Here is a 22,527-nt window from a genome sequence, read left to right on the forward strand (position 1 = left end):
ATGGAGACAAAACCAGTCCTCTCCGTCCGCAACCTCACCACCTCCTTCCTCGTCGATGGCGCGTGGAAGAGCGTCGTGCGCAACGTGTCCTTCGATGTCGCGCCCGGCGAAACCGTCGCGATTGTCGGCGAATCCGGCTCCGGTAAATCGGTAACGTCGCTGTCTCTCATGCGCCTGCTTGCCCCGGCCTCCAGCCGGATCGAGGGTGAAGTGCTGCTCAACGGGCGCGATCTTCTTGCGCTCTCCGAAAGAGAAATGCGCGGCGTGCGCGGCAACGATATCTCGATGATCTTTCAGGAGCCGATGACCTCGCTCAATCCGATCTTCACCATCGGCCGCCAGATTTCCGAAGTGCTCATCCGGCACAAGGGGCTTTCGAAGCAGGAGGCGCGGGCGGAGACGGTGCGGCTGCTGGAAAAGGTTCGCATTCCCAACGCCTCCGGTCGTTTCGACGAATATCCGCACCAGTTTTCCGGCGGCATGCGCCAGCGGGTGATGATCGCCATGGCGCTCGCCTCACGGCCGAAACTGCTGATCGCCGACGAGCCGACGACGGCGCTCGACGTCACCATTCAGGGCCAGATACTCGATCTGATCAAGCTGCTGCAGGAAGAGGAGGGCATGTCCGTCCTCTTCATCACCCATGACATGGGCGTCGTGGCCGAAATCGCCGACCGGACGATCGTGATGTATCGTGGCGATGAAGTCGAGACCGGACCGACGGAGGACATCTTCCGGCGCGGCAAGCATCCCTATACACGAGCGCTGCTTTCAGCGGTGCCGAAGCTCGGCTCGATGCGCGACCGGCAATGGCCGACACGGTTTCCGGTGCTCGACATGAAAACCGGCCTTTCGAGCGAGCCGCAGGAGGTGGCGGGGACGGTTGCGAGCGGGCAGACGCCGGTTCTGTCGGTCCGAAACCTTGTGACGCGTTTTGCCATCCGCTCCGGCCTGCTGGCACGCCAGACGGGCGCAGTCCATGCGGTGGAAAACGTCTCCTTCGATCTCTTTCAGGGCGAAACGCTGTCGCTGGTGGGTGAATCCGGCTGCGGAAAATCCACCACCGGCCGCTCGATCATGCGGCTTGTGGAGCCGACGGCCGGCGACGTGTCGCTCGATGGTTACGACGTGATGCGGCTCGATACGGTCGGCCTGCGCAATATGCGCAAATCCGTGCAGATGATCTTTCAGGACCCGTTCTCGTCGCTCAATCCGCGCATGACGGTGGGCACGGCGATTTCCGAGCCCTTCATCAAGCACAAACTGGGCAGCAGCAGACAGGCGAAGGAAAAGACGGCCGATCTTCTCGAAAAGGTGGGCCTGTCCGCCGATATGGCCAGCCGCTACCCCCATGAATTTTCGGGCGGTCAGCGACAGCGCATCGCCATTGCCCGTGCGCTTGCGCTCGATCCGAAGGTTATCGTCGCCGATGAAAGCGTCTCGGCGCTCGATGTTTCCATCAAGGCGCAGGTCTGCAACCTGCTGCTCGACCTGCAACAGAGCCTCAACCTCGCCTTCCTGTTCATCAGCCATGACATGGCGGTGGTGGAACGCGTCAGCCATCGTGTGGCGGTGATGTATCTCGGCGAGATCGTCGAAATCGGCCCGCGTGCGGCGGTTTTCGACAATCCGCAACATCCCTATACGAAAAAGCTGATGGCCGCCGTGCCGGTGCCGGACCCGGCAAGGCGCGGGATAAGGCGCGGCATATCCAATGACGAGCTGAAAAGCCCGATACGGGCCATGGGATATGAAACGCCGGTGCGAAACTACAGGACGGTATCGCCCGGCCACCTGGTGCAGGTGGCCTGAGACGATTGCTGCGGCATGAACGCTCCGAAGACGAAGCCGTTATGTGGGGTTCTTGGGCGGAACGCCGCGCAGGTGCTCCATGAGATAGGCATGGGTCGCGGCATTGGCGACGATCAGCGTACCGGTCTTTTCATAAAACCCCGGTCCGCGTCCCCACCAGTCGGTCACGATGCCGCCGGCCTCCTGCACCAGCAGAATGCCGGCTGCCGTGTCCACGAAGCCCGTTTCCTCGTAATAGCCGGTCAGCCGGCCGCAGGCGACGTAAGCGCAGGAATTGGCCGCGCTGCCGACCACGCGGACCGCGCCGATGGGCGCACGAATGGCGTCGAGGCGCTGATAGGCGCCGGGATAAAGCTGGAGATTGGGTGTTGGCAGGCCGGTGCCGACGCACATCAGGGCGACATCGGTGCTGGCATTGACCCGCAGCCGCGCGCCGTTGAGATAGGCGCCGTCTCCCTTGATCGCGGTGAACATCTCGTCGGAAACGGGATTGTAGACCAGCCCGCAGATCGTTTCATTGCCACGGCGAAGCGCGATGGTAATGGTATAGTGCTGGCCGAAGATGAAATTGGTGGTGCCGTCGATGGGGTCGACCAGCCAGCGGTGATCCTTATCCGCCCCTTCGACGGGCGCGAATTCCTCGCCGGTCAGTCCCCAGGGATATTGCCCGAGCAGGTGCTCGCGGATCAGCGTCTCGGAATCCCTGTCCGCATCGGAAACGAAGTCCCCGGGTCCCTTGACGCCGATCTCGATCTCGCGGAAGCGTCTGAAATGGTTGAGCGTCAATGCGCCGGCTTCGCGGGCGGTGGCGACCATGTGGTCGAGGATGGCGCTGTAATTGACTGTCATCGGCTGAAAACCTCGGCGAGCCCTTCCGGATCATCGGTGGTGATCTGGTCCACCTTAAGCCGCAGGAGGCGTTCGACCTGTTCTATGGATTGCGGTGTGACGCTGTTGATCGTCCACGCGTCGACCCGGCGACCGGCGGCATGGATGGGGGCGATGATATCGACGCCCGCATCCTCGGCGGCAAGAATGATCCGGTAATCGACATAGATCATTCCGGCGGCGGGTGCCGTAGCCAGGGCCTGTTCGATGAAGCCTGAAAAGTTTCCGTCCTTCTGCAACTGGGCGAGTGTATCGTCTTCACAAGGGTCATATCCGGTCTTGAGATCAGGAACCGATGTCGCAAGCGTCGCGATGGCGCCGAAATCGCCACCGGACAGGATCATTGCGCCCACCAGCGGCGCGATGCTGTCGCTGAAACCTGCGACCACCTGCGGGGTAAGAGCCTGCCGGTCTTCCTTGAAATCGAGCTGGAGCAGGGCGTCGGGATGAACGGCGCCCTCGGCAAGCAGGGCGCAAAGGTCTTCGAGCAGCATTACCTTCGCATCGATGGGCTGGCCGTCATTGTCGCGCAGGTGAAGCTGACGGAGGGTGGCGGCGGATGTGTCGCGCACCCGGCCGGTGCCGGTGGTCTCCCGCTCCAGCGTCCGGTCATGCAGAACGGCGCAGCCGTGATCGGCGTGAATGACGAGATCGACCTCGATGCTTGCACCGAGCCGCATCGCCTCGATGATGCGCTCGCCGGTAAAGACTGGATCGTCAGCGCGGCGGCGGGCGCGATGCCATTTGAGCCATGTTCTGTGGCCGTCGCGGTCGATAAGGATCGGCTGGTTCATGTCAGCTCCGGTAGATTGGGCGGTTGTCGCGATAAGCCGTGACGGCACGGGGCGAAATCTGTACGCCCTGTCCCGTCTGGAACATATCCGGGTGGGCGACCATGGATTTGATCCTTGTACCATCGGCAAGATCAAGGTCGACAAGGCCGTGGGTGCCATAATCCGTCACCCGGTGCACACTTGCTTCCGGCGTTTCGGAAATCGTCAGATCGATGGCTTCCGGGCGAACGGCGAGAATGGCCGGTCCGTCGGAGACGGGGAGCGGCAGGGTGAAGTCGGCGCGCATGAAGTTTCCGTCTGAAACCGCGCCCTCTATCAGGTTCATGGTGCCGATGAAGCCGGCGACGAACGGGGTCTGCGGTTCGCGATAGATCACATTCGGCCGGTCGATCTGTTCGGTCTTGCCGTTCGCCATCACGACGATGCGGTCGGCCATGGAAAGGGCCTCATCCTGACCATGGGTGACGAACAGCGTGGTGATGCCGAGACGCTGCTGAATATCGCGCACCTCTTCCCGCAGCCGCTCGCGCAGATGCTGGTCGAGGCTGGCGAAGGGTTCGTCGAGCAGGAGTATTTTCGGTTCGAGAACCAGCGAGCGGGCGAGCGCCACACGCTGCTGCTGGCCGCCGGAAAGCTGGCCGGTAGCGCGCTCGCCATAACCGGAAAGCCCGACGAGTTCGAGCACCGCCTCCACTTTCTCTCTGATGACGGCAGCCGGCATGCGGCGCAGCCTGAGGCCGAAAGCGAGGTTTTTGAAGACGTTCATATGGCTCCAGAGCGCGTGGCTCTGAAAGACCATGCCGGTCGGCCGCCGCTCCGGCGGCAGGTGGGTGACATCTTCGCCATCGATGGTGATCTGCCCGCCCGTCGGCTGCTCGAAGCCGCCGACCATGCGCAGCAGCGTCGACTTGCCCGAACCGGAGGGGCCGAGAAGGCAGACGAGTTCGCCATCGGCGACATCGAGCGAGAAGCTGTCGACTGCCTTTGTCCCGCCGGAATAGGTTTTCGTGACCTGGCGGATGTGAAGTACGGACATGATGATTTCCTAACCGCCGAAACCGCGGGCGAATGCGCCGCCACCGATGACGCGGCGGGCGAACATGAGGGCAATGAAGGACGGCACCCAGAGCAGGACGGACAGAACCGCGCCATACTGGATGACCATCTGATTGTTGATGTAGCTGATCATCAGCACCGGCATCGTGCGGATGCCGGGCGCGCCGATCAGCCATGCGCCTTCCGTCTCGTAAAAAGTGCCGACGAAGCTCAGCAGCACGGCGGCGGCGATGGTCGGTCCCGCCTGCGGCAGCGTAATCGACCAGAAGACCCTGAGCGGACTGGCGCCGACATCGCGGGCCGCCTCTTCCATGCGCCGGTCGACAGCCTGAAATGCCGCCACGGGAATCCAGATCATGAACATCAGCGTGCCCACGAGCTGGATGAGAACGACGCCCCAGAAGGTGCCGATGAGGTTGAGCCGCAGGAAAATGGCGGCAATCGCCACCAGAAGCCCGAATTTCGGGAAGGCGTGGCCGGCGAGGAAAGAGAAGAACAGCAGGTTACGGCCGGGAAAGCTCATGCGCGCAAAGGCATAGGCGGCGGGAAGGCAGATCACCGCTGAAAGCAGCGTTACCACCGTTGTCAGCCGCAGGCTCAGCATCAGGGCGTTCCAGACATCGGCGCGGCCCAGCGTCTGGCCCCAGAAGCGGAAACCGAATTGCTGGGGAATGACGTTGGGAAAACGCCAGACCTCGGTGAATGCCCAGGTGCCCACCACAAGCAGCGGCCCGACGATGGCGACGGTGAGAAGGGTGGCGAAAAATATGCCGGGCCAGTCCATGCGCGTTCGCGCCGACGTAAGGGTCGTCATGTCATTTCCCCTGGTTGCGTGCGACCGAACGCACGTAGAACAGGCCGAATGCGATGCAGAAACCGAAAGCGATGACGGCCTGGGTCATGGCGCCGATGGGATCCTGCACTTCGCGCAGCGTGCGCTGCATGAAGGGGCCGAGCATTTCGGGAGAGGCCGGTCCGAGAAGATAGGGCAGGGTGAAGGAGGAAAAAATGCCGAGCACCGAAAAGGAAAGCGCCACGAGGATGGAATTGGAAATGCGCGGCAGGATGATGTGCCAGAAGACCTTAAGCGCGTTTGCGCCCACATCCCGTGCCGCCTCCACCGACTGGTTGGCGACGCTGCCGAGGCCCGCGAGCAGGATGAGAACGGTCAGCGGAATATTGTCCCAGACAAGACCGATGACCGGTCCCCACGGGGTGAGATAGGGCGTGCGGATTTTCGGCAGATCGACCGCATTGAGCAATATGTCCACCATGCCGTTGGGCCCGAGAACGCGGATGAAGGCGAAGGCGAGGATGATGGAGGGCACAAACATCGGGAAGATGGCGAGCGCCTGCACATAAGCCGAAAGGCGGCCTTGCGAAAAGCGCAGGTAGAGCGCGATCGGCAGGCAGATTACGAGCAGGAGTATCGCGCAGACCATTGTCGTCCACAACGTCACGGCAAGATTGTCGAGGCTGTAGCGGTCCGAGAAGAAGAAGCCGTAGCTCGAAAGATCGAAACCCGTCTCGCCGTTCGCTCCGGTGCGCCAGACGGTGCGGCCGATGGCGTTGATGGCAGGCCAGATGACGAGCCAGATCATCAGGAAGACGGGGATGGCGACGAGCAGGAGGCCGACTGGCCTCCTGCCTGCCGTATCGTCGATGAGCGGGCGAACCGCTCCTTCCGCAACCTCGGTCACGACTTGCGGTCGACGTTGGGAGCGACGTTGCGATACCAGCCATCATTGATGGCGGTTTCCCATTTGCCGGCCGGGAAGGTCGGAATGGTCTGCGGGATGATGTCGGCAAAACGCTTGCGCAGTTCGGCCGGCACATAGTCCCAGGAAACGCCGGGGAAACCGCCGAGTTCGGTGAGGATCGCGCCCTGAATTTCTTCCGACAGCACGAAATTGGCGAGCTTCAGGGCGGCGTCGCGATTGGCGCCGTTGGCAAGCACCACGGCGCGCGAAAAATCACCGCAAAGCGCCAGATCCTGAAGCTGGACGAGGCCGGTTTCTTGCGGCAGAACGCCCTGATCGATGGCCTTCAGCACCTGATCGGACCATACAGGGGTCATGGTGACGACGCCCTGCGAAAGAAGCTGCAGCGACTGCGTGTTGCCGGAGGAATATGCGCCCTTGTCATAGAGCGACGGGGCGATGTCCTTGAGCAGCGCCCATGCCTTGCCGAGAGCCTTGTCGCCGGCTTCCTGGGTGTAATTGTCGACCGTGAAGGCCTTGGGGTCGAGGCCGTTGGCCTGATGGATGGCGCGGCGGACGAAGTTACCGCCGGAGCCGCCCTTGTCGGGACGGTTATAGACGAACTGGCCGGGATTGGCCTTGATCCACTTGACGAGTTCATCCCAGGTCTTCGGTGCATCCGCCGGCTTGAGCTTGCTGGTGTCATAGGCGAGCAGAACCTGGCTGCCGCGATAGGGCAGGCTGTATTCGCTGCGGATGGCGAGCGGATTGACGCGCGAATAGTTGGAGAGGCCGGCTTTCGCCATGTTCACATAGATGCCGGCATCGATGCCGCCGGTGGGCAGCAGCGGATCGGCCGTTTCGAAATAATCGGCCTGAGGATCGGTGCCCGTCTGCTTTGCGGCGATAGCGCGCTCGCCGATGGCGGTGATGCCGGCGCTGTCGCCGGCATCGACGAGGTTGAGCTTCAGGCCGGGATTGGCGGCTTCAAAAGCGGGCTTGATCGTATTGGACCAGAAATCGAGGATATTCGTATCCGAACTGGTGTACCAGTCGATCGTGCCCGGAGCGGCGAAGCTCATGCGCGGTGCAAGGGCGAGACCGGCGGCGGCGCCTGCGGCGGACATCATAAAGGTGCGGCGTTTCATCTATGTCTCCGATGTTTTCGGCGCGAGTGGAACTGCTGAGCGCTGACCCCGGGAAAGATGGGGAAGGCTCTGGCCGGTCGTTGCACAGCCGTGCATTTTTTGAACGGGCCGGCGGCGGTTCTAATGTCTTTCCATAACGCTTTCGTGACGGTTGATGCCGGCCGGTCTTGCCGCCCTCTGTGCCCACGGGTGATCCGAAGGCGCAGGGGGCTCTACCAAAGCGGTTTCCGGGCAGATAGGATGACCGCGATAATTAGGAGGGAGGGGAGCGATGATCGCAGCCTATATTGACGAATTCATCATGTTTTGCGCCGGCCTGTGGATGACATGTGTCGGCTTCGGTTATCTGCCGCTGTCAAAAAACACGGTTAGTCAGCCGCCGGTTGTTCGTCATTTCAGATGGATGGGGCCGCTGCTGATCGTCATCGCTGCTGTTCTGGCCGTGGCCAGCTGACCGGGAAATCCCGCGCAAAGAAAAACCCCACCGAAGCGGGGTCTCGTCTTACCAGGTCTGGCGTCCATACCAGTCGTCGATATCTTTCCTGGTGCGGTCCTTTTCGTAACCGTAGCGCTCCTGGATCTTGCCTTCGAGCTGCTCGCGTTTGCCGTTGATGACGTCAAGATCGTCGTCGGTGAGTTTACCCCACTGCTCCTTGACCTTGCCCTTCATCTGCTTCCAGTTGCCTTCAACGCGGTTCCAATCCATTGGTGCTCTCCCTTTTTTTGGCTTGCACTGGTAAATGTCCGAACCTCCGCAGGGTTCCGCCCAGGGGCCGGAATGTTCGGCGTAACTGTGGCCTGCTGCCACGAAAAGATCACGATTCATTCAGCCGCAGTTCACCCGGCGGGGCGCTAAATCGTCTCATCCCACAAGGAGGGAAATAAGATGCGCAAGATGATTTTAACCGCCGGACTGATTTTCGGCGCCCTGTTCGGCACCGGTGCGAATGCCATGCCTGTGGGCCAACCGTCTGCACCCTCGGCATCCCACATTCAAACGGTGGATTATGCCTGCGGACGCGGCTTTCACCTGTCACCCCGCGGCTATTGCCGTCCGAATGGTCCGCCCCGGTATGAGCGTGGCTGGGACCGGCGCGACCGCTGGGAAGCTCGCCGTGAATGGCGCGAGCGTCAGGCCAGACGGGAATGGCGTGAGTGGCGCGACCGCAGAGACTATCGCGACTACCGCGACCGCCGCGACTATTATCGATATTGATCGGGTAAGGCCCTCTCCAGCCGGGAGGGCCTTTCTCATATGGGCGGTCAGTCCATCCCGCATCCCGCCCCGGCAGGGCGTGAATACAGCGCCGCCGCCTCTCATCTCCATGACCTGCGACAGAATTGCATTCAACGTGAGGAAACCCGGGCCGTAGTTTGGGGTTAGTCCCATATCACCGTTCATAAGGAGGATATGATGGACATCACCAGACGCACCGTTCTCACCGCCGGCGCAGCAACTGCTGCCGCTGCAATCTTTCCCCGCCCGCATGTCGCGCGCGCCGCACTGCCCCTGACGCAGCCCGGGCTTCCCTTTGCCGAAGCCGATCTCGTGCCGGTCATCTCGGCGAAGACCGTGGGTCTGCATTATGGAAAACACCACAAGGCCTATTACGACAAGCTGAATACGCTCGCCGCCGGCACGCCTTATGCCGACATGGAACTGGTTGATATCGTCACGCAGTCCGCCAAATCAAAAGAGGCGGCTGATGTCAAAATCTTCAACAATGCCGCGCAGGCCTGGAACCATGTCGCCTATTGGGACCAATTCGTCCCGGGCGGACCGAACCGGCCGACGGGTGATCTTGCCGCTTCGGTAAACGAGACCTTCGGTGACTATGACGGTTTCATCAAACGTGCGGTCGATGTCTCCGATATGGTCTTCGGCACCGGCTGGGTGTGGCTCACGCGTGACGACGACAACAAGCTCGCGCTGATCGGATATGAGGACGGCAAGAACCCCGTTGCTGTCGGCCGCCCGGCCTATCTCGGAATCGATATATGGGAGCACGCCTATTACGTGGATTATGAGAACCGCAAGGCCGAACATATCCGCGCCGTGCTCGACAAGCTTGTCAACTGGCGGGTCGTAGAGGAGCGCCTGAAAGCGTAACGAACCCTCTTCCCCTGAAACCCGCCGGGAGCGGCCGGCCGCCTGCGGGTTGCCCTGAGGTGCATTTTAGCTACTATGCGCCCATGGCGAGGAGGCCATGTTACAGGAGGGTTCATGATTTACCGGTCTTCAAAACGGCGCATGGTGCTGAAACTTGCCGCTGCGGCGGTTTCTTTCGGCATGCTGGGAACGGCTGCGGTCGCGCAGGGCTTCCCCGATCGAACGATTACTCTGGTCGTTCCTTTCGCAGCGGGCGGCTCCACCGATGTGGTCGCGCGTGTTATCGCACAGAAGATGGGTGATGAGCTCGGCCAGCAGATCGTCGTTGAAAATGTCGCCGGGGCCGGCGGCAATCTCGGTGCCGACCGCGTGGCCCGCGCCGATCCCGACGGCTATACGATCCTGATGGGAACGGTTGCCACCCACGCCCTCAACCCGCTCATTCTCAAGACCAAGCCTTACGATCCGGAAAAGGATTTCACGCCGGTTTCGCTGCTCGTGGTGGTCCCGAATGTGCTGGTCGTCAATCCGAAGCTCAACGTCAACAGCGTGGCGGAACTGATTGCGCTCTTGAAGGCCGAGCCGGACAAGCACGCCTATGCCTCTTCCGGCAATGGCACCCCGCTGCATCTTTCCGGCGAGCTGTTCAAGAGCATGGCCGGCGTCAGCATGCAGCATGTTCCCTACAAGGGCGCAGGCCCGGCGCTCAACGATCTGCTCGGCAATCAGATTTCCATCATGTTCGACAATCTGCCGTCTTCGTCCGGACATATCAAATCCGGCACGTTGCGGGCGCTCGGCGTCACGACCAAGGAGCGCGCCTCGTCCTTCCCGGATCTGCCGACAATCGCCGAGACGGTGCCGGGTTATGAGACCTATACCTGGAATGCGCTCTTCGCCCCGGCCGGCACACCGGCCGAGGTGGTCGACAAGCTGAATGCCGCGGCCAAGAAGGCGCTTGCCGATCCGGGGGTTGCCGCACGCATGGCGGAATTCAGCGCCAAGATCGTCGCCTCTTCGCCGGATGAGCTGAAAACCCACGTCGCGGCGGAAATCGCCAAGTGGGGACCGGTGGTCAAGGATGCGAATGTGCAGATGGACTGACCGGTAACGGCAGATACCATCCCGATTTTCCGTCGCACATCCTGCCGGTTGCGGACGGAAATAAAGACCTGACAAAGCCGTGGCCGATGCCGTTGTCGCATCGGCCACGATTTATAGTGACGCACCCAACCGGTGTGGCCATTCCGCATCACTCACCAGCCGGTTGCAAAAACCCGCTTGGCAAGCTTTAACCGCTGAGTTACAAATCTCATTACCGCGTCAGATCGAACAAAGGGAGGCGTTGCATGACACCAGCATTCTTCGAAACCCTCCCGCAGGGAATGACCCGACACTAGGTCATATCCATTCGCGGCCCGCCCTGAGCGCGCCCGACATGCGGTTTACTTCCCCCATAGCCCGATTGATCTGACGGGATCACTTCGTCTCCCGCCCGGGCTGTGCCATCCAACTTCCGTTTTGAGGACCGGTCGCCGATTACAGGGCGCTGGGCTGGTAAAAATGACTCGCAAGAAGCTCGATTTCCGCGCCGATGCCTATCGACATGTGCTCGGCTTTGTTTTCAACCATTGGCGTCATCGGCCGGCGCTGGTGGGTTTCATCATCGTTCTGGTGATTGCCAGCACGCTGGCCGAAGTGATGGTGCCGGTCTTTTCCGGCCAGATCGTCGATGCCATTGCCAGTGGCGATGGGGTTGGCAACGGGGCGGATAAGGCGCTGCGCGCCTTCGTCATCGTGGTGGCGCTGGGGCTGGTGAGCGTGGTGCTGCGCTGGTTCATCTTCAACGGCATCATCCGGCTGACGCTGAAGATCATGGCGGATGTCGCCAATAACGGCTTCCACAAGGTGCAGCGTTTCTCCACCGACTGGCATGCCAACAGCTTTGCCGGCTCCACGGTTCGCAAGATCACGCGCGGCATGTGGGCGCTGGATTCGCTCAACGACCTGCTGCTCGTCGCGCTTTTGCCGTCCATCGTCATGCTGGTGGGCGCCACCATCGTGCTCGGCAGCTACTGGCCGGTCATGGGCCTGATCGTCGGCCTCGGATCGCTGATCTATATCGGTGTCACGGTCGGCCTTTCCATGGGGTATGTGTCGCCGGCGGCAAGGCTTGCCAATGCCTGGGATACCAGACTTGGCGGCGCGCTGGCGGATGCCATCAGCTGCAATTCGGTGGTCAAGGCCTTCGGTGCCGAGACCCGCGAAGAAACGCGGCTGGGCCATGTGCTGGTGAAGTGGGACAACCGCACGCGCAGGACATGGAAGCGTGGCACGCTGAACGGCACGATCCAGAGCTTCATGATGGTTTCCATGCAGGCCGGCATTCTGGGCACGGGCCTCATCATGTGGCAAAAGGGGCTGGCGACGCCGGGCGACATTACCTTCGTGCTGGCGATGTTCTTCGTGTTGCAGGGTTATCTGCGCGATGTGGGGCAGGATATCCGCAACCTGCAACGCGCCGTCAACGACATGGAAGAGCTGGTGCTGCTGGACAAGATGCCGCTCGGCATCGAGGACAGGCCGGATGCAGGGCCGATCAGGATCGGAAAGGGCGAGATCGTCTTCGATCACGTTACCTTCCAGTATGGCGCGCATCCCACGCCGCTTTACGATGACTTTTCGGTCACCATCAAGGCGGGTGAACGGGTGGGTCTGGTCGGCCATTCCGGTTCGGGCAAGACAACCTTCGTCAAGCTCATCCAGCGGCTTTACGACATCAAGTCGGGCGCGATCCGCATCGACGGCCAGAACATCGCCGGGGTGACGCAATCGAGCCTGCGCGGCCAGATCGCCATCGTGCAGCAGGAGCCCATCCTGTTCCACCGCACGCTGGCGGAAAACATCGCCTATGGCCGGCCGGACGCCACGCGGCGTCAGATCGAGCAGGCGGCGAAACAGGCCAGCGCCCATGATTTCATCATGTCCCTTCCGAAAGGTTATGAGACGATGGTGGGTGAGCGCGGCGTCAAGCTGTCCGGCGGAGAGCGTCAGCGTGTCGCCATCGCCCGCGCTTTCCTCGCTGATGCGCCGGTGCTGATACTGGACGAGGCCACTTCCAGCCTCGACAGCGAAAGCGAAGTGCAGATCCAGCAGGCGATGGAACGGCTGATGGTCGGTCGCACCACACTCGTCATCGCCCATCGGCTCTCCACGGTCCGGGCGCTGGACCGGCTGCTGGTCTTCGACAGGGGCAGGATTGTCGAAGAGGGTGACCATCAGGCGCTGATCCGCCTCAATGACGGCATCTACCGCAGGCTGTTCGAACGGCAGGCGTTGGAACTGACCAAGGGCCTGGTGGCCTGAAAAAACGAAACGCCGGGGGTATCCTCCCGGCGTTCCCTTCCCGAACATTGACCCCGCGCCACGAACACGCCGCTTTTTTGCGTAAGGGGGTGTTCTGCGCAACACCAACAGGACGGTGAACCATGGATTTCCACCCGATCACAAAGCCGCAACGCCTTGTCATCAGGGGAACCCATATCCATGCCGCATTCCATCACTCTCTTGGACCTCTCGTGGTCGACACCTGACGGTCATCCGCTCTTTTCCGACATCAATCTTCGCTTCGGACCCGAACGCACCGGCCTCGTCGGGCGCAACGGCGTCGGCAAGACAACGCTTCTGAAACTGATCGCCGGCGAACTGTCGCCGTCCGCGGGCACGGTTTCCGTCTCGGGCAGCGTCAATCTCCTGCGCCAGAGCGTGCAGGTCGTGTCCGACGAGACCGTCGCCGACCTGTTCGAAGTGCGCGATGCGCTGGAGGTGCTTGCCCGTGCGCAGGCGGGAACGGCCACTCTGGAAGAGCTTGAAGACATCGACTGGATGCTGGAGGAGAAAATTGCCGGGGCGCTCGCGCAGGTCGGGCTGGATGCCTTGCCCTCCACGCCGCTTTCGGCGCTGTCCGGCGGACAGCGTACGCGGGCCGCACTTGCGGCTCAAATCCATGCCGCGCCGGATTTCCTGATCCTCGACGAACCGACCAACAATCTCGACCGGGACGGACGCATTTTCGTTGCCGATTTTCTGGCGGGCTGGCGCGGCGGAGCGATCGTCGTCAGCCATGATCGGGAGCTTCTCGAAACCCTCGATGCGATTGTGGAAATGACCACGCTCGGTGCCACCCGTTACGGCGGCAACTGGAGCCACTACCGCGCACAAAAAGCGCTGGAACTGGCCGCCGCCGAACAGGACTTCGCGAATGCGGAAAAGCGTCTGTCCGAGGTAAAACGCCGGTCGCAGGAGGCGCTGGAGCGCAAGGCCCGCCGCGATAGCAGGGGTGCTGCAAAAGCGGCGAGGGGAGACATGCCCCGTATCCTTGTCGGTGCGATGAAAAGGCGTGCCGAAAAGACGAGCGGCGACAACGCCAATCTGGCCAGCCGCCTGACGGCCGAGGCGACGGAAGACCTGAAGACGGCGCGTGAGCGGATCGAAATCCTGCAGGGCGTCAGTGTCACATTGCCGCCCAGCGGGCTGCACGCGACAAAAACCGTGCTCAGCCTGCAAAATCTGACTGCGGGGTATCGGGCCGAACACCCCGTGCTTCGCGATTTGTCCTTCGAGATCACCGGGCCGCAACGCGTTGCCGTCACCGGTCCGAACGGATCGGGAAAAACGACGCTGCTTTCGGTGATCACGGGGGAATTGCCGCCATTCGAAGGGGCGGTGCATGTCGGGGTGAAGTCCGTGTTTCTCGATCAGCAGGTCAGCCTGCTCGATGCGAGCCTGTCCATCCGCGACAACTTCCTTAGGCTCAACCCTAAGGCCGGGGAGAATGCCTGCCGCTCCGCGCTTGCGCGCTTCATGTTTCGTGCCGATGCCGCCTTGCAGATCGTTTCAACGCTCTCGGGCGGGCAGATGCTCAGGGCCGGTCTCGCCTGTGTTCTGGGAGGCCCGCAGCCTCCGCAATTGTTGATCCTCGACGAGCCGACCAACCATCTGGATATCGATTCCATCGCGGCCGTGGAGGCTGGCCTTCAGGCCTATGATGGCGCCTTGCTGGTCGTTAGCCACGACGAGGCGTTTCTCGCCGCCATTGGCATCGAAAGGCGGCTGGAACTTGGGAAGTCAGAGATGCGTTCGGGCGCTCAGTAATTCACCGTCACGACCACCGTATCGGAGTAGTTTCCCGGCGCTGGCGTGTTCTGCGCCGGGACGCGGCCATAGACGGTCAGCGTCTGCAGGCCGCCCGTTCCGGTGCCGGTGGCTATCTCGCCCGCCGCACTTCCCCAGACATTCGTGCGGTTCACGTCGCGGTAGAGACCATAGGTTATCGATGCGCCCGCCTGCACCATCTGGCGCGCGGCGGGCGGGCTGTTGCTCAGGCCGCCATTGAGCGCCACACTGTAGTTCAGATTGGTGGTGCAGGTCAGATTGATCGCTCCGGTCGCATTGACTGCCGTGTTCAGCACGCCGTGACTGCCGAAATCGATGTTCTGGGCCGAGATGATGCATGTGGGCGCCACTGCGGCCGACACGTTGAACGGCACCTGCGTGGGGTTCTGGGTCACGGAAGAGCAGCTCGGTGCGAGCAGGGTAAAACTTGTATAGGTGAAGCTCGTTTCCGCGCCGGCGAAGCTGGAAAGATAAAGGCCGCGCGCTGCCGAGGCCTGACCGGCGTTGATCCGGCCATAGACCGTGCGGCTCGTGGTGTTGATCAGGAGCGGCAGCGCCATATCGATTGGCGGAGGCGAGCCGAGTGCGGGCTGCGTGACCGATCCCCATGAGGTTGTCCGCGCCGAGTTCTGATAAAGCTGGTAATTGAGGATGTTGCTGCCCTGAAGCATGCGACGGATGCCGCCCGACTGTCCGCCGCTTCCGGCATTGATGTTGGGGCATATGCGGATGGAAAGCGCCAGCGACAAGGGGTTGGAGCAGGTGACTGACAATGTCGCCGTCGTGTCCACGGCGCTGCCGCTTGCCAGATTGACGAAGCCGAAATTCATATCCGACATGCTGAAGGTGCAGCTTTGCGCCAGTGCCGGTGAAGCCGAGAGGAAAGCGGCGATGGCAAGGGCGGTACGGGTCAGGACCTTCATGGAATGCTCCTGCATAGGGTTTCGAAAGTTGCGCGCGTCGTGCCGGCAGAGGGGAGGGTGATCTGCGCTTCGCATTCGCCCTTCGTCGGCTGCACGATGCGGAGGCGATGCGTTTCGCTGATATTGTCGAGATAGGCCTGTCCGTCATAACCGACGATGAAATCGCGCTTGCCGTCGATTTTGCCGGTCGATCCGGTTTCGATGAATTCGCCGCTCTCGTCTTTCAGCGTCACCAGCGCCACCTGCCCCTCGGTTTCCACTTTGAAATTGACCACCGCGCCGGCCTGCTGCGTCGGCCTGACGGTCTGTTTCGTCCGGTCGATGCGGGCGTCGACGGGAAGATTGCTCGGGTCGAGCGTGATGTTGTTAACGTCATAGGAACGAAGGTTCGGAAGCAATATTTTGCCGCGGCGGTTGGTCTGGCCGATGGGGCGGTTTTCCAAAAGGATATCGACGCCGGGCGCGCCCGCATCCACCACGGCGAAAGCGTCGTCGATCCGGTTGCCGACAAAGACATCGCCGCCGGCGAGCGCTATCGATCCTTCGATCTGCGCATAGGCCTGTGTCGTGCGGTTGAATTGGTCGACGCCGGCCGAAACGCGCGCGGCGCTGCCGCGGTAACTGCCGGAAACGGAGGCGATATCGTTGCCGCCGGTCGAGCCGCGCAGGCGCCAGCCATAACTTCCCTCGGCCTGCTCTTCGGATTTTCCGACCTCGGCCGTCAGCGAATATCCATCCGCATCCGACGACATGCCGGCCGAGCCGGAGACGCCGCCGCCGAACGACCAGGAGAGGCCCGCGAAGATGCCGTAGGATTTATTGTCCTCGAGATCTTTATAGGCGGTGATGAAGATATTGCCGTTCTCGCCGAACGGCCGCGTGGCGGAAAGGCCAAGCAGCCGGGATCGTCTTTCATCGAAGGTTTCGAGTTCCGTATAGGAGAAATTGAGGCTGGTCTCATCGAAACCGAGCTGGGTGGAAACGGAAATCTGGTCGAGGGCACGCGGCGGCCGCGCGCTTAGCAGCCCGGATACTGTGCGGATATCGGACAGGTCGGCGGAGACGGAGGCCATATCGTGATAATCGCCAAACGTCCTTTGCGACCGTGCGTGAAATTTTACCCCCAGCAATTCCGCTTCGACGCTTGCGGAAAGCTGATAACCGCTTTCCGCGCCAAAGCGGCTCGATGCGCCCGAAACCGCCGCCAATCCCTCGGCTCCAAGGGTGAAGACGCCGCCAAAGCCGATATTGTAGAAATTCTCGCCGCCTTCCGCATGGCCTTCCAGCGTCAGGCTGTCCGACACGCCATAACGCAGCGTCGCCGAGCCCAGCGGTTTGTCATCGTAATCGAAAGACGAGGTTCCGTAATTGCGCCGGGCAAAGCCAAGCTCGGCCGAAAAATCGATGAGGCCCTGCGCCAGCAGATCCGGTGAAGCATAAAAGGGCGTTTCGGACACGGTTTCGCGCCCCAGCGCATCCCGCACCACCAGCCGCGCATTGCCCGCGCCGCTGATGACAGGGAGATTGGTGATCGAGAACGGCCCTTCGGGAACATCCTGCGACAGGCGGCGGACATTGTTGACATAGACGTCGACGGTGGAGGGCACGGCTGCGGAACCGGCAAATTCCGGCATCGGCATGGTGACGATATCCGGCCGAAGGTCGAAATTACGGCGTATCTGCAGGCCGCCCAGCCGCGTCGGGCGTGTCCAGCTCAGCCCGCCGGTGATGAGATCGCCGGCCCGATAGCTCGTCAGCGTGTCCTCGTCCGAATAGCTCCAGGTGGTATCGAGGCGCTGGGTATCGAACTCCGACAGGCGCGATGTGCTCAGAACCTGCGATGAGGACAGCACGCCGAGCGGACCGAAGGCCCTGCTTTCCAAAAGGGCCGAGACACCGTTGAAGTCGGCGATATCCGACCATTTGTTGCCGCCGGAGGAACCATAGATCGTGTAATTCACCAGACCTCCAAAATCGCTCGTGGCCTTTTCCCGGGTCTCTTCGTCTTCTTCCTGCGCAATCTTGCCGGAGGCGTCGATGACCCTGTTCGCCCGCGCCGCCATCGGCAGGGTGAAATGCATGGACTGGGTGCCTTCATCGTAACGCGCCACCACATCCGGCAGCCGGGAAATATCGATCCAGCCATCGTCGCCGGCAGCGCTTTCAACCGGGGAAATCCCGATATTCGTGAGCTGTTCCGGCTCGATGAGAAACGATCCGGCGTCGTTTTGACGAAATGTGGCGATCAGTTCTGTCGAAACATCGTTGATGTAGACTTCGAGCTGCAACAGCCCCGCTTCTTTTGCGGCAAAAGAGGCCGGTTGCGCCGCAGGGGGAATATCCTGCGCCACGGAGAAACTGCCCGATGAAATGACCGTCAGAGCGGCAATCGTCAAAACGGCGAGATCAGCCGCCCGAGACGCGCGCCGTCGCATTGACGGGGCCGCCTTCGCTGTCTGCCGAAATCTTCAGCGTGCCGCCGCCTTTCTTGCCGCCCGTTGCCGGAACCACAAAGCTTGCGGCGGATCCGCCAAGCACATATCCCACCAGCCCCTGCTGCCGGGCAAGCGCCTGCCCGTTGCTACCGGAAAGCATCAGGTTGGCGATCCTTATCCGCTTTGCGCCCGTGTTGGACACCGAGACCCGGTAGCCATTGCCCTGCGGCGTTACCTTCCAGGCCGGTTCCGCATCGCCTGTGGAGGCGGGTGAGAAGAAAACGGGTATGGAGTGGCGCACCACCAGATTGACCGTGCCGGATTGCGGTCTTCCCGCCGGCGGCAATTCGTCGACTATGACGCGGTAACTCTCTTCGGCCCTGAGCGGCGCCTTGGAAAGCCGGACGATGCGGATAAGGTTTTCCGCGCCTCCCTTCAGTTGCGTCATCGGCGGGCTGGCGACGACGTCCTGCGCCGCCGTATAGACGTCCTGCCCATTCTGCTGGGTCCAGCGGAATATCCTGACCTGAACGTTGATCGGGGTTTTCGCATCGTTCCAGATGCGGAGGCTGGAGGCCGCCGTGGGCGCTTTGAGATCCAGAAGCACGGGTGCGACCCGTAGCGATGCAGACTGTGAAGGTGAAACACTCAAACCGGCAAAAAACGCAGCCGCTAAGGTAAAAACACGCATGCGCGATCCTCCCTGTGGCGATCAGTAGTTGAGCGTGGCCGTCACCGTATCGGTATAGACGCCGACCGCGGGTGTCGTCTGGGCAGGTACGCGCCCATAGACAGTGAATGTCTGCGGCGCCCCGGTTCCGGTTCCCGTTTGCCGATCCGTTCCCACGGTGTTCCCCCACACCGTGCTATGTGCCGCAGTCGTATAGAGCGAGTAGGAAATGGTCGCACCCGCAGGCGATGTCATCAGACGGTTGGCGACCGTCGCTCCAGAGCCGGCGCCGGCGCTGAGACCCAGGCTGAAGGGTGTGCTGGCCGTGCATTGCACGACAATATCGCTGGTCGCATCGATGTTGCTGCCGATCACACCATTGGTGCCGAAATTGAGGTTGCCGGCGGAATTGATCTGGCACGCCGCCTGAATGGTGATCTGGACGTTGAAATTCGTCGTGGCGACCTGCGCGACGCCCGATGCCGGTGTGAAGACCAGTGCCGCAAATGATAATAAATAGCCTGATGCTGCAAACTTCATGCTGCCTCCCCAAGCTGTTGCGCTGCAGATTTTTCGGTGCGCAACATGGAATTACGCCAATAACGGGTAATTAGAATAATCTAATACTCGTACCGATTTGGTTAATAAATCCTTAATGGGGAATGCCTGAAAAACCACTGGCTGAAATGCAGCGGTCGCCACAATCAAAAGTGTCACGGGGCGATTGCAAAGCACAGGATCGACGCTAAATCCCGTCTACGAGTTTTTTACTGAAATGCGACATCTTGTCAGCCGGCCCCGGTTGGCGTACTCGAAATCGATAGAAACCCGGGCCGATCAACAGTACCGTTCGGTGACGCTGTGTTCGGCCCCATAGACATCATGACGTTGGGATTGCGATGAACCTTTACTTGGATTACCTGGCTGAAATCAAAAGCAGAGAACCACAGGGTCTCGCGCCCAAGCCGATCGATGACGGTGCGTTGACGGCCGAGATTATCGAACTCATCAAGGATGCCGGCAGCGAGCACCGCACTGATGCCCTGAAATTCTTCATCTACAACACCCTGCCGGGCACCACGAGCGCCGCCGGCGTCAAGGCGGCCTTCCTGAAGCAGATCATCCTCGGCGAAGTCGTCGTGCCGGAGATCACGCCTTCCTTCGCGCTGGAACTGCTGTCGCACATGAAGGGCGGCCCGTCGATCAAGGTGCTGCTCGACATCGCGCTCGGCAACGATGCCGCAATCGCCACCAAGGCGGGTGAAGTGCTGAAGACCCAGGTCTTCCTTTACGATGCCGACATGTTCCGCCTGCGCGACGCCTACAAGGCCGGCAACGCCATCGCCAGGGCCGTGCTGGAAAGCTACGCCAAGGCCGAATTCTTCACCAAGCTTCCGGATGTCGAAGACGAGATCAAGATCGTCACCTTCATCGCCGCCGAAGGCGACATTTCCACCGACCTCCTGTCTCCCGGCAATCAGGCGCATTCGCGCTCCGACCGCCAGCTGCACGGCCAGTGTATGATCTCGCCGGAAGCGCAGGCGCAAATCGTCGCGCTGCAGAAGCAGCATCCCGAAAAGCGGGTGATGATGATCGCCGAAAAGGGCACGATGGGCGTAGGCTCGTCGCGCATGTCGGGCGTCAACAACGTAGCGCTGTGGACCGGCAAGCAGGCCAGCCCCTATGTGCCCTTCGTCAATTACGCCCCCATCGTCGCGGGCACCAACGGCATCTCGCCGATTTTCGCCACCACCGTCGATGTGACGGGCGGCATCGGCATCAACCTGAAGAACTGGGTGAAGAAGCTCGGTGAAGACGGCAAGCCGATCCTCAACAATGACGGCAACCCCATCCTTGAGCAGAAATATTCGGTCGAGACCGGCACGGTCCTCAAGATCGACGCCAGGAACCGCAAGCTGCGGGACGAAAACGGCACCGAGCTGGTCGACCTCGCTTCGTCCTTCACGCCCCAGAAGATGGAATTCATGAAGGCGGGCAGCTCCTACGCCATCGTCTTCGGCAAGAAGCTCCAGACTTTTGCCGCTGAGACGCTTGGCGTCGAGGCGACCCCTGTCTTTGCACCGAACAAGGAAATTTCGATCGAAGGCCAGGGCCTCACGGCCGTCGAGAAGATTTTCAACCGCAACGCCGTTGGCGTGACGCCTGGCAAGGTGTTGCACGCCGGCTCCGACGTTCGCGTCAAGGTCAACATCGTCGGCTCGCAGGATACGACCGGTCTGATGACCGCGCAGGAACTGGAAGCGATGGCAGCCACCGTCATTTCGCCGCTGGTGGACGGCGCCTATCAGTCCGGCTGCCACACGGCGTCCGTCTGGGACAAGAAGGCTCAGGCCAACACGCCGAAGCTCATGGCCTTCATGCACAATTTCGGCGTCATCACCGGCCGTGATCCGAAGGGCGTCTATCACTCCATGACGGACGTGATCCACAAGGTGCTGAACGACATCACCATTGATGACCGGGCAATCATCATCGGCGGCGACAGCCACACCCGCATGTCCAAGGGCGTCGCCTTTGGTGCGGATTCCGGCACCGTTGCACTGGCGCTGGCAACGGGCGAGGCGACCATGCCGATCCCGCAGTCGGTCAAGGTCACCTTCAAGGGAACGATGCAGCCCTACATGGACTTCCGCGACGTTGTGCACGCAACGCAGGCGCAGATGCTGCAGCAGCACGGCGACAACGTGTTCCAGGGCCGTATCATCGAAGTGCATCTCGGAACGCTGCTTGCCGACCAGGCTTTCACCTTCACCGATTGGACGGCCGAAATGAAGGCCAAGGCGTCGATCTGCATTTCCGAAGACGAAACGCTGATCGAGTCGCTGGAGATCGCCAAGTCGCGCATCCAGATCATGATCGACAAGGGCATGGACAATGCCGCACAGACGCTTAAAGGCCTGATTGCGAAGGCGGATCAGCGCATTGCGGAGATCCGTTCCGGTGAAGTTCCAGCATTGAAGCCTGACGCGAATGCGAAATATTTCGCTGAAGTCGTCGTCGATCTCGATGTCATCAACGAACCGATGATCGCCGATCCAGACGTCAACAACAACGACGTTTCGAGACGCTACACGCACGATACGATCCGTCCGGTTTCCTATTATGGCGCTACGAAGAAGGTCGATCTCGGTTTCGTCGGCTCGTGCATGGTGCACAAGGGCGACGTGAAGATCGTCGCGCAGATGCTGCGCAACATCGAAAAGACCGAAGGCAAGGTCGAATTCAAGGCTCCGCTCGTCGTTGCCGCGCCGACCTACAACATCATCGACGAGCTGAAGGCGGAAGGGGATTGGGAAATCCTGCAGAAATATTCCGGCTTCGAATTCGATGATATCAATCCGAAGACAACGAACCGGACCGAATACGAAAACATCCTCTATCTGGAACGCCCGGGCTGCAACCTGTGCATGGGCAACCAGGAAAAGGCGGCAAAGGGTGACACGGTTCTGGCAACGTCCACTCGTCTCTTCCAGGGACGCGTCGTTGAAGACAGCGCCGAAAAGAAGGGTGAATCGCTTCTGGCTTCCACGCCGGTCGTCGTGCTCTCGGCCATCCTCGGCCGCACGCCGAGCATCGAGGAGTATCGCTCCGCCGTCGAAGGGATCGACCTGACGAAGTTCGCCCCGCCGAAGACAACACCGATCGACTCCCAGTCGGTCCACTACTGAGGCCGGATCATCGCAGCGTCCGGGCAGGGATTGCCCGCGGCGGCGGTGTATTGAAAATGCCGAACCAACGATGGCAGCGGGGAGAAATCCCCGCTGTTGCTTTATGTGCTGCCGATCCCACCTTGCG

General features: G+C 61.2%; 19 protein-coding genes. 8 read left to right on the plus strand and 11 right to left on the minus strand.

The window, feature by feature from the left end; all coding sequences use genetic code 11:
• Complete coding sequence (locus ACQZ5G_RS21500) at positions 1-1,812, plus strand: ABC transporter ATP-binding protein (RefSeq protein WP_269829202.1); 1,812 nt, start codon at positions 1-3, stop codon at positions 1,810-1,812.
• A gap of 39 nt (positions 1,813-1,851) precedes the next feature.
• On the opposite strand, the gene ACQZ5G_RS21505 is transcribed toward ACQZ5G_RS21500, so the two are convergent.
• Genes ACQZ5G_RS21505 through ACQZ5G_RS21530 form a run of 6 tightly spaced genes read right to left on the minus strand, consistent with a single transcriptional unit; the run spans position 1,852 to position 7,398 of the window.
• Positions 1,852-2,661, minus strand: a complete 810-nt coding sequence (locus tag ACQZ5G_RS21505; protein ID WP_448738852.1) for an inositol monophosphatase family protein — start codon at positions 2,659-2,661, stop codon at positions 1,852-1,854.
• Positions 2,658-3,494 carry a glycerophosphodiester phosphodiesterase gene (locus tag ACQZ5G_RS21510; RefSeq protein ID WP_448738853.1) on the minus strand — a complete coding sequence of 279 codons (837 nt, stop codon included), beginning with the start codon at positions 3,492-3,494 and terminating at the stop codon, positions 2,658-2,660. Before ACQZ5G_RS21510 ends, ACQZ5G_RS21505 begins: the two co-directional genes overlap by 4 nt.
• 1 nt (position 3,495) lies before the next feature.
• Positions 3,496-4,530: an ABC transporter ATP-binding protein gene (locus ACQZ5G_RS21515; protein WP_174025110.1), complete on the minus strand. Its 1,035-nt coding sequence runs from the start codon at positions 4,528-4,530 to the stop codon at positions 3,496-3,498.
• Between the two features lie 9 nt (positions 4,531-4,539).
• Positions 4,540-5,364 carry an ABC transporter permease gene (locus ACQZ5G_RS21520; protein WP_448738854.1) on the minus strand — a complete coding sequence of 275 codons (825 nt, stop codon included), beginning with the start codon at positions 5,362-5,364 and terminating at the stop codon, positions 4,540-4,542.
• A gap of 1 nt (position 5,365) precedes the next feature.
• Positions 5,366-6,250, minus strand: a complete 885-nt coding sequence (locus ACQZ5G_RS21525) for an ABC transporter permease (RefSeq protein WP_448738855.1) — start codon at positions 6,248-6,250, stop codon at positions 5,366-5,368.
• The gene (locus ACQZ5G_RS21530) at positions 6,247-7,398 is read right to left on the minus strand and encodes an extracellular solute-binding protein (protein ID WP_448735685.1); all 1,152 of its coding nucleotides are present in this window, start codon (positions 7,396-7,398) and stop codon (positions 6,247-6,249) included. Before ACQZ5G_RS21530 ends, ACQZ5G_RS21525 begins: the two co-directional genes overlap by 4 nt.
• A 271-nt stretch (positions 7,399-7,669) precedes the next feature.
• Between ACQZ5G_RS21530 and ACQZ5G_RS21535 the strand changes: the two genes are divergently transcribed.
• Positions 7,670-7,852 (plus strand): hypothetical protein, encoded by a 183-nt coding sequence (locus ACQZ5G_RS21535; protein WP_003521660.1) that lies wholly within the window; start codon positions 7,670-7,672, stop codon positions 7,850-7,852.
• A 48-nt stretch (positions 7,853-7,900) separates the two neighbouring features.
• Here the strand turns inward: ACQZ5G_RS21535 and ACQZ5G_RS21540 are convergent, their stop codons facing one another.
• Positions 7,901-8,104 (minus strand): CsbD family protein, encoded by a 204-nt coding sequence (locus tag ACQZ5G_RS21540; protein WP_004444538.1) that lies wholly within the window; start codon positions 8,102-8,104, stop codon positions 7,901-7,903.
• Between the two features lie 180 nt (positions 8,105-8,284).
• Here ACQZ5G_RS21540 and ACQZ5G_RS21545 point away from each other — a divergent pair, with 180 nt between their 5' ends.
• From ACQZ5G_RS21545 to ACQZ5G_RS21565, 5 genes are all read left to right on the plus strand, one after another.
• On the plus strand, positions 8,285-8,614 hold the full coding sequence (locus ACQZ5G_RS21545; protein ID WP_003521657.1) for a GCG_CRPN prefix-to-repeats domain-containing protein: 330 nt from the start codon (positions 8,285-8,287) through the stop codon (positions 8,612-8,614).
• 198 nt (positions 8,615-8,812) lie between these two features.
• Entirely contained in the window at positions 8,813-9,508 is a 696-nt protein-coding gene (locus ACQZ5G_RS21550) for a superoxide dismutase (protein ID WP_448738856.1), read from the plus strand.
• 114 nt (positions 9,509-9,622) lie between these two features.
• Complete coding sequence (locus ACQZ5G_RS21555; protein WP_059756400.1) at positions 9,623-10,612, plus strand: Bug family tripartite tricarboxylate transporter substrate binding protein; 990 nt, start codon at positions 9,623-9,625, stop codon at positions 10,610-10,612.
• A gap of 459 nt (positions 10,613-11,071) precedes the next feature.
• On the plus strand, positions 11,072-12,874 hold the full coding sequence (locus tag ACQZ5G_RS21560; RefSeq protein ID WP_448738857.1) for an ABC transporter ATP-binding protein: 1,803 nt from the start codon (positions 11,072-11,074) through the stop codon (positions 12,872-12,874).
• 180 nt (positions 12,875-13,054) lie between these two features.
• Entirely contained in the window at positions 13,055-14,662 is a 1,608-nt protein-coding gene (locus tag ACQZ5G_RS21565; RefSeq protein ID WP_448738858.1) for an ABC-F family ATP-binding cassette domain-containing protein, read from the plus strand.
• Here ACQZ5G_RS21565 and ACQZ5G_RS21570 read toward each other — a convergent pair.
• The 4 genes from ACQZ5G_RS21570 to ACQZ5G_RS21585 are packed head-to-tail and all read right to left on the minus strand — an operon-like array spanning position 14,656 to position 19,251.
• On the minus strand, positions 14,656-15,606 hold the full coding sequence (locus ACQZ5G_RS21570; RefSeq protein ID WP_448732900.1) for a Csu type fimbrial protein: 951 nt from the start codon (positions 15,604-15,606) through the stop codon (positions 14,656-14,658). The genes ACQZ5G_RS21565 and ACQZ5G_RS21570 overlap by 7 nt on opposite strands.
• Positions 15,603-18,041, minus strand: a complete 2,439-nt coding sequence (locus ACQZ5G_RS21575; protein ID WP_448738859.1) for a fimbria/pilus outer membrane usher protein — start codon at positions 18,039-18,041, stop codon at positions 15,603-15,605. Before ACQZ5G_RS21575 ends, ACQZ5G_RS21570 begins: the two co-directional genes overlap by 4 nt.
• The gene (locus ACQZ5G_RS21580) at positions 18,013-18,732 is read right to left on the minus strand and encodes a fimbrial biogenesis chaperone (protein WP_026363542.1); all 720 of its coding nucleotides are present in this window, start codon (positions 18,730-18,732) and stop codon (positions 18,013-18,015) included. Before ACQZ5G_RS21580 ends, ACQZ5G_RS21575 begins: the two co-directional genes overlap by 29 nt.
• 21 nt (positions 18,733-18,753) lie before the next feature.
• Entirely contained in the window at positions 18,754-19,251 is a 498-nt protein-coding gene (locus ACQZ5G_RS21585; RefSeq protein ID WP_448738860.1) for a Csu type fimbrial protein, read from the minus strand.
• Between the two features lie 359 nt (positions 19,252-19,610).
• On the opposite strand from ACQZ5G_RS21585, the gene ACQZ5G_RS21590 reads away from it, so the two are divergent.
• Complete coding sequence (locus ACQZ5G_RS21590; RefSeq protein ID WP_448738861.1) at positions 19,611-22,400, plus strand: bifunctional aconitate hydratase 2/2-methylisocitrate dehydratase; 2,790 nt, start codon at positions 19,611-19,613, stop codon at positions 22,398-22,400.
• Positions 22,401-22,527: the final 127 nt, after the last annotated feature.

The sequence above is a fragment of the Agrobacterium sp. 22-214-1 genome, assembly GCF_053522465.1.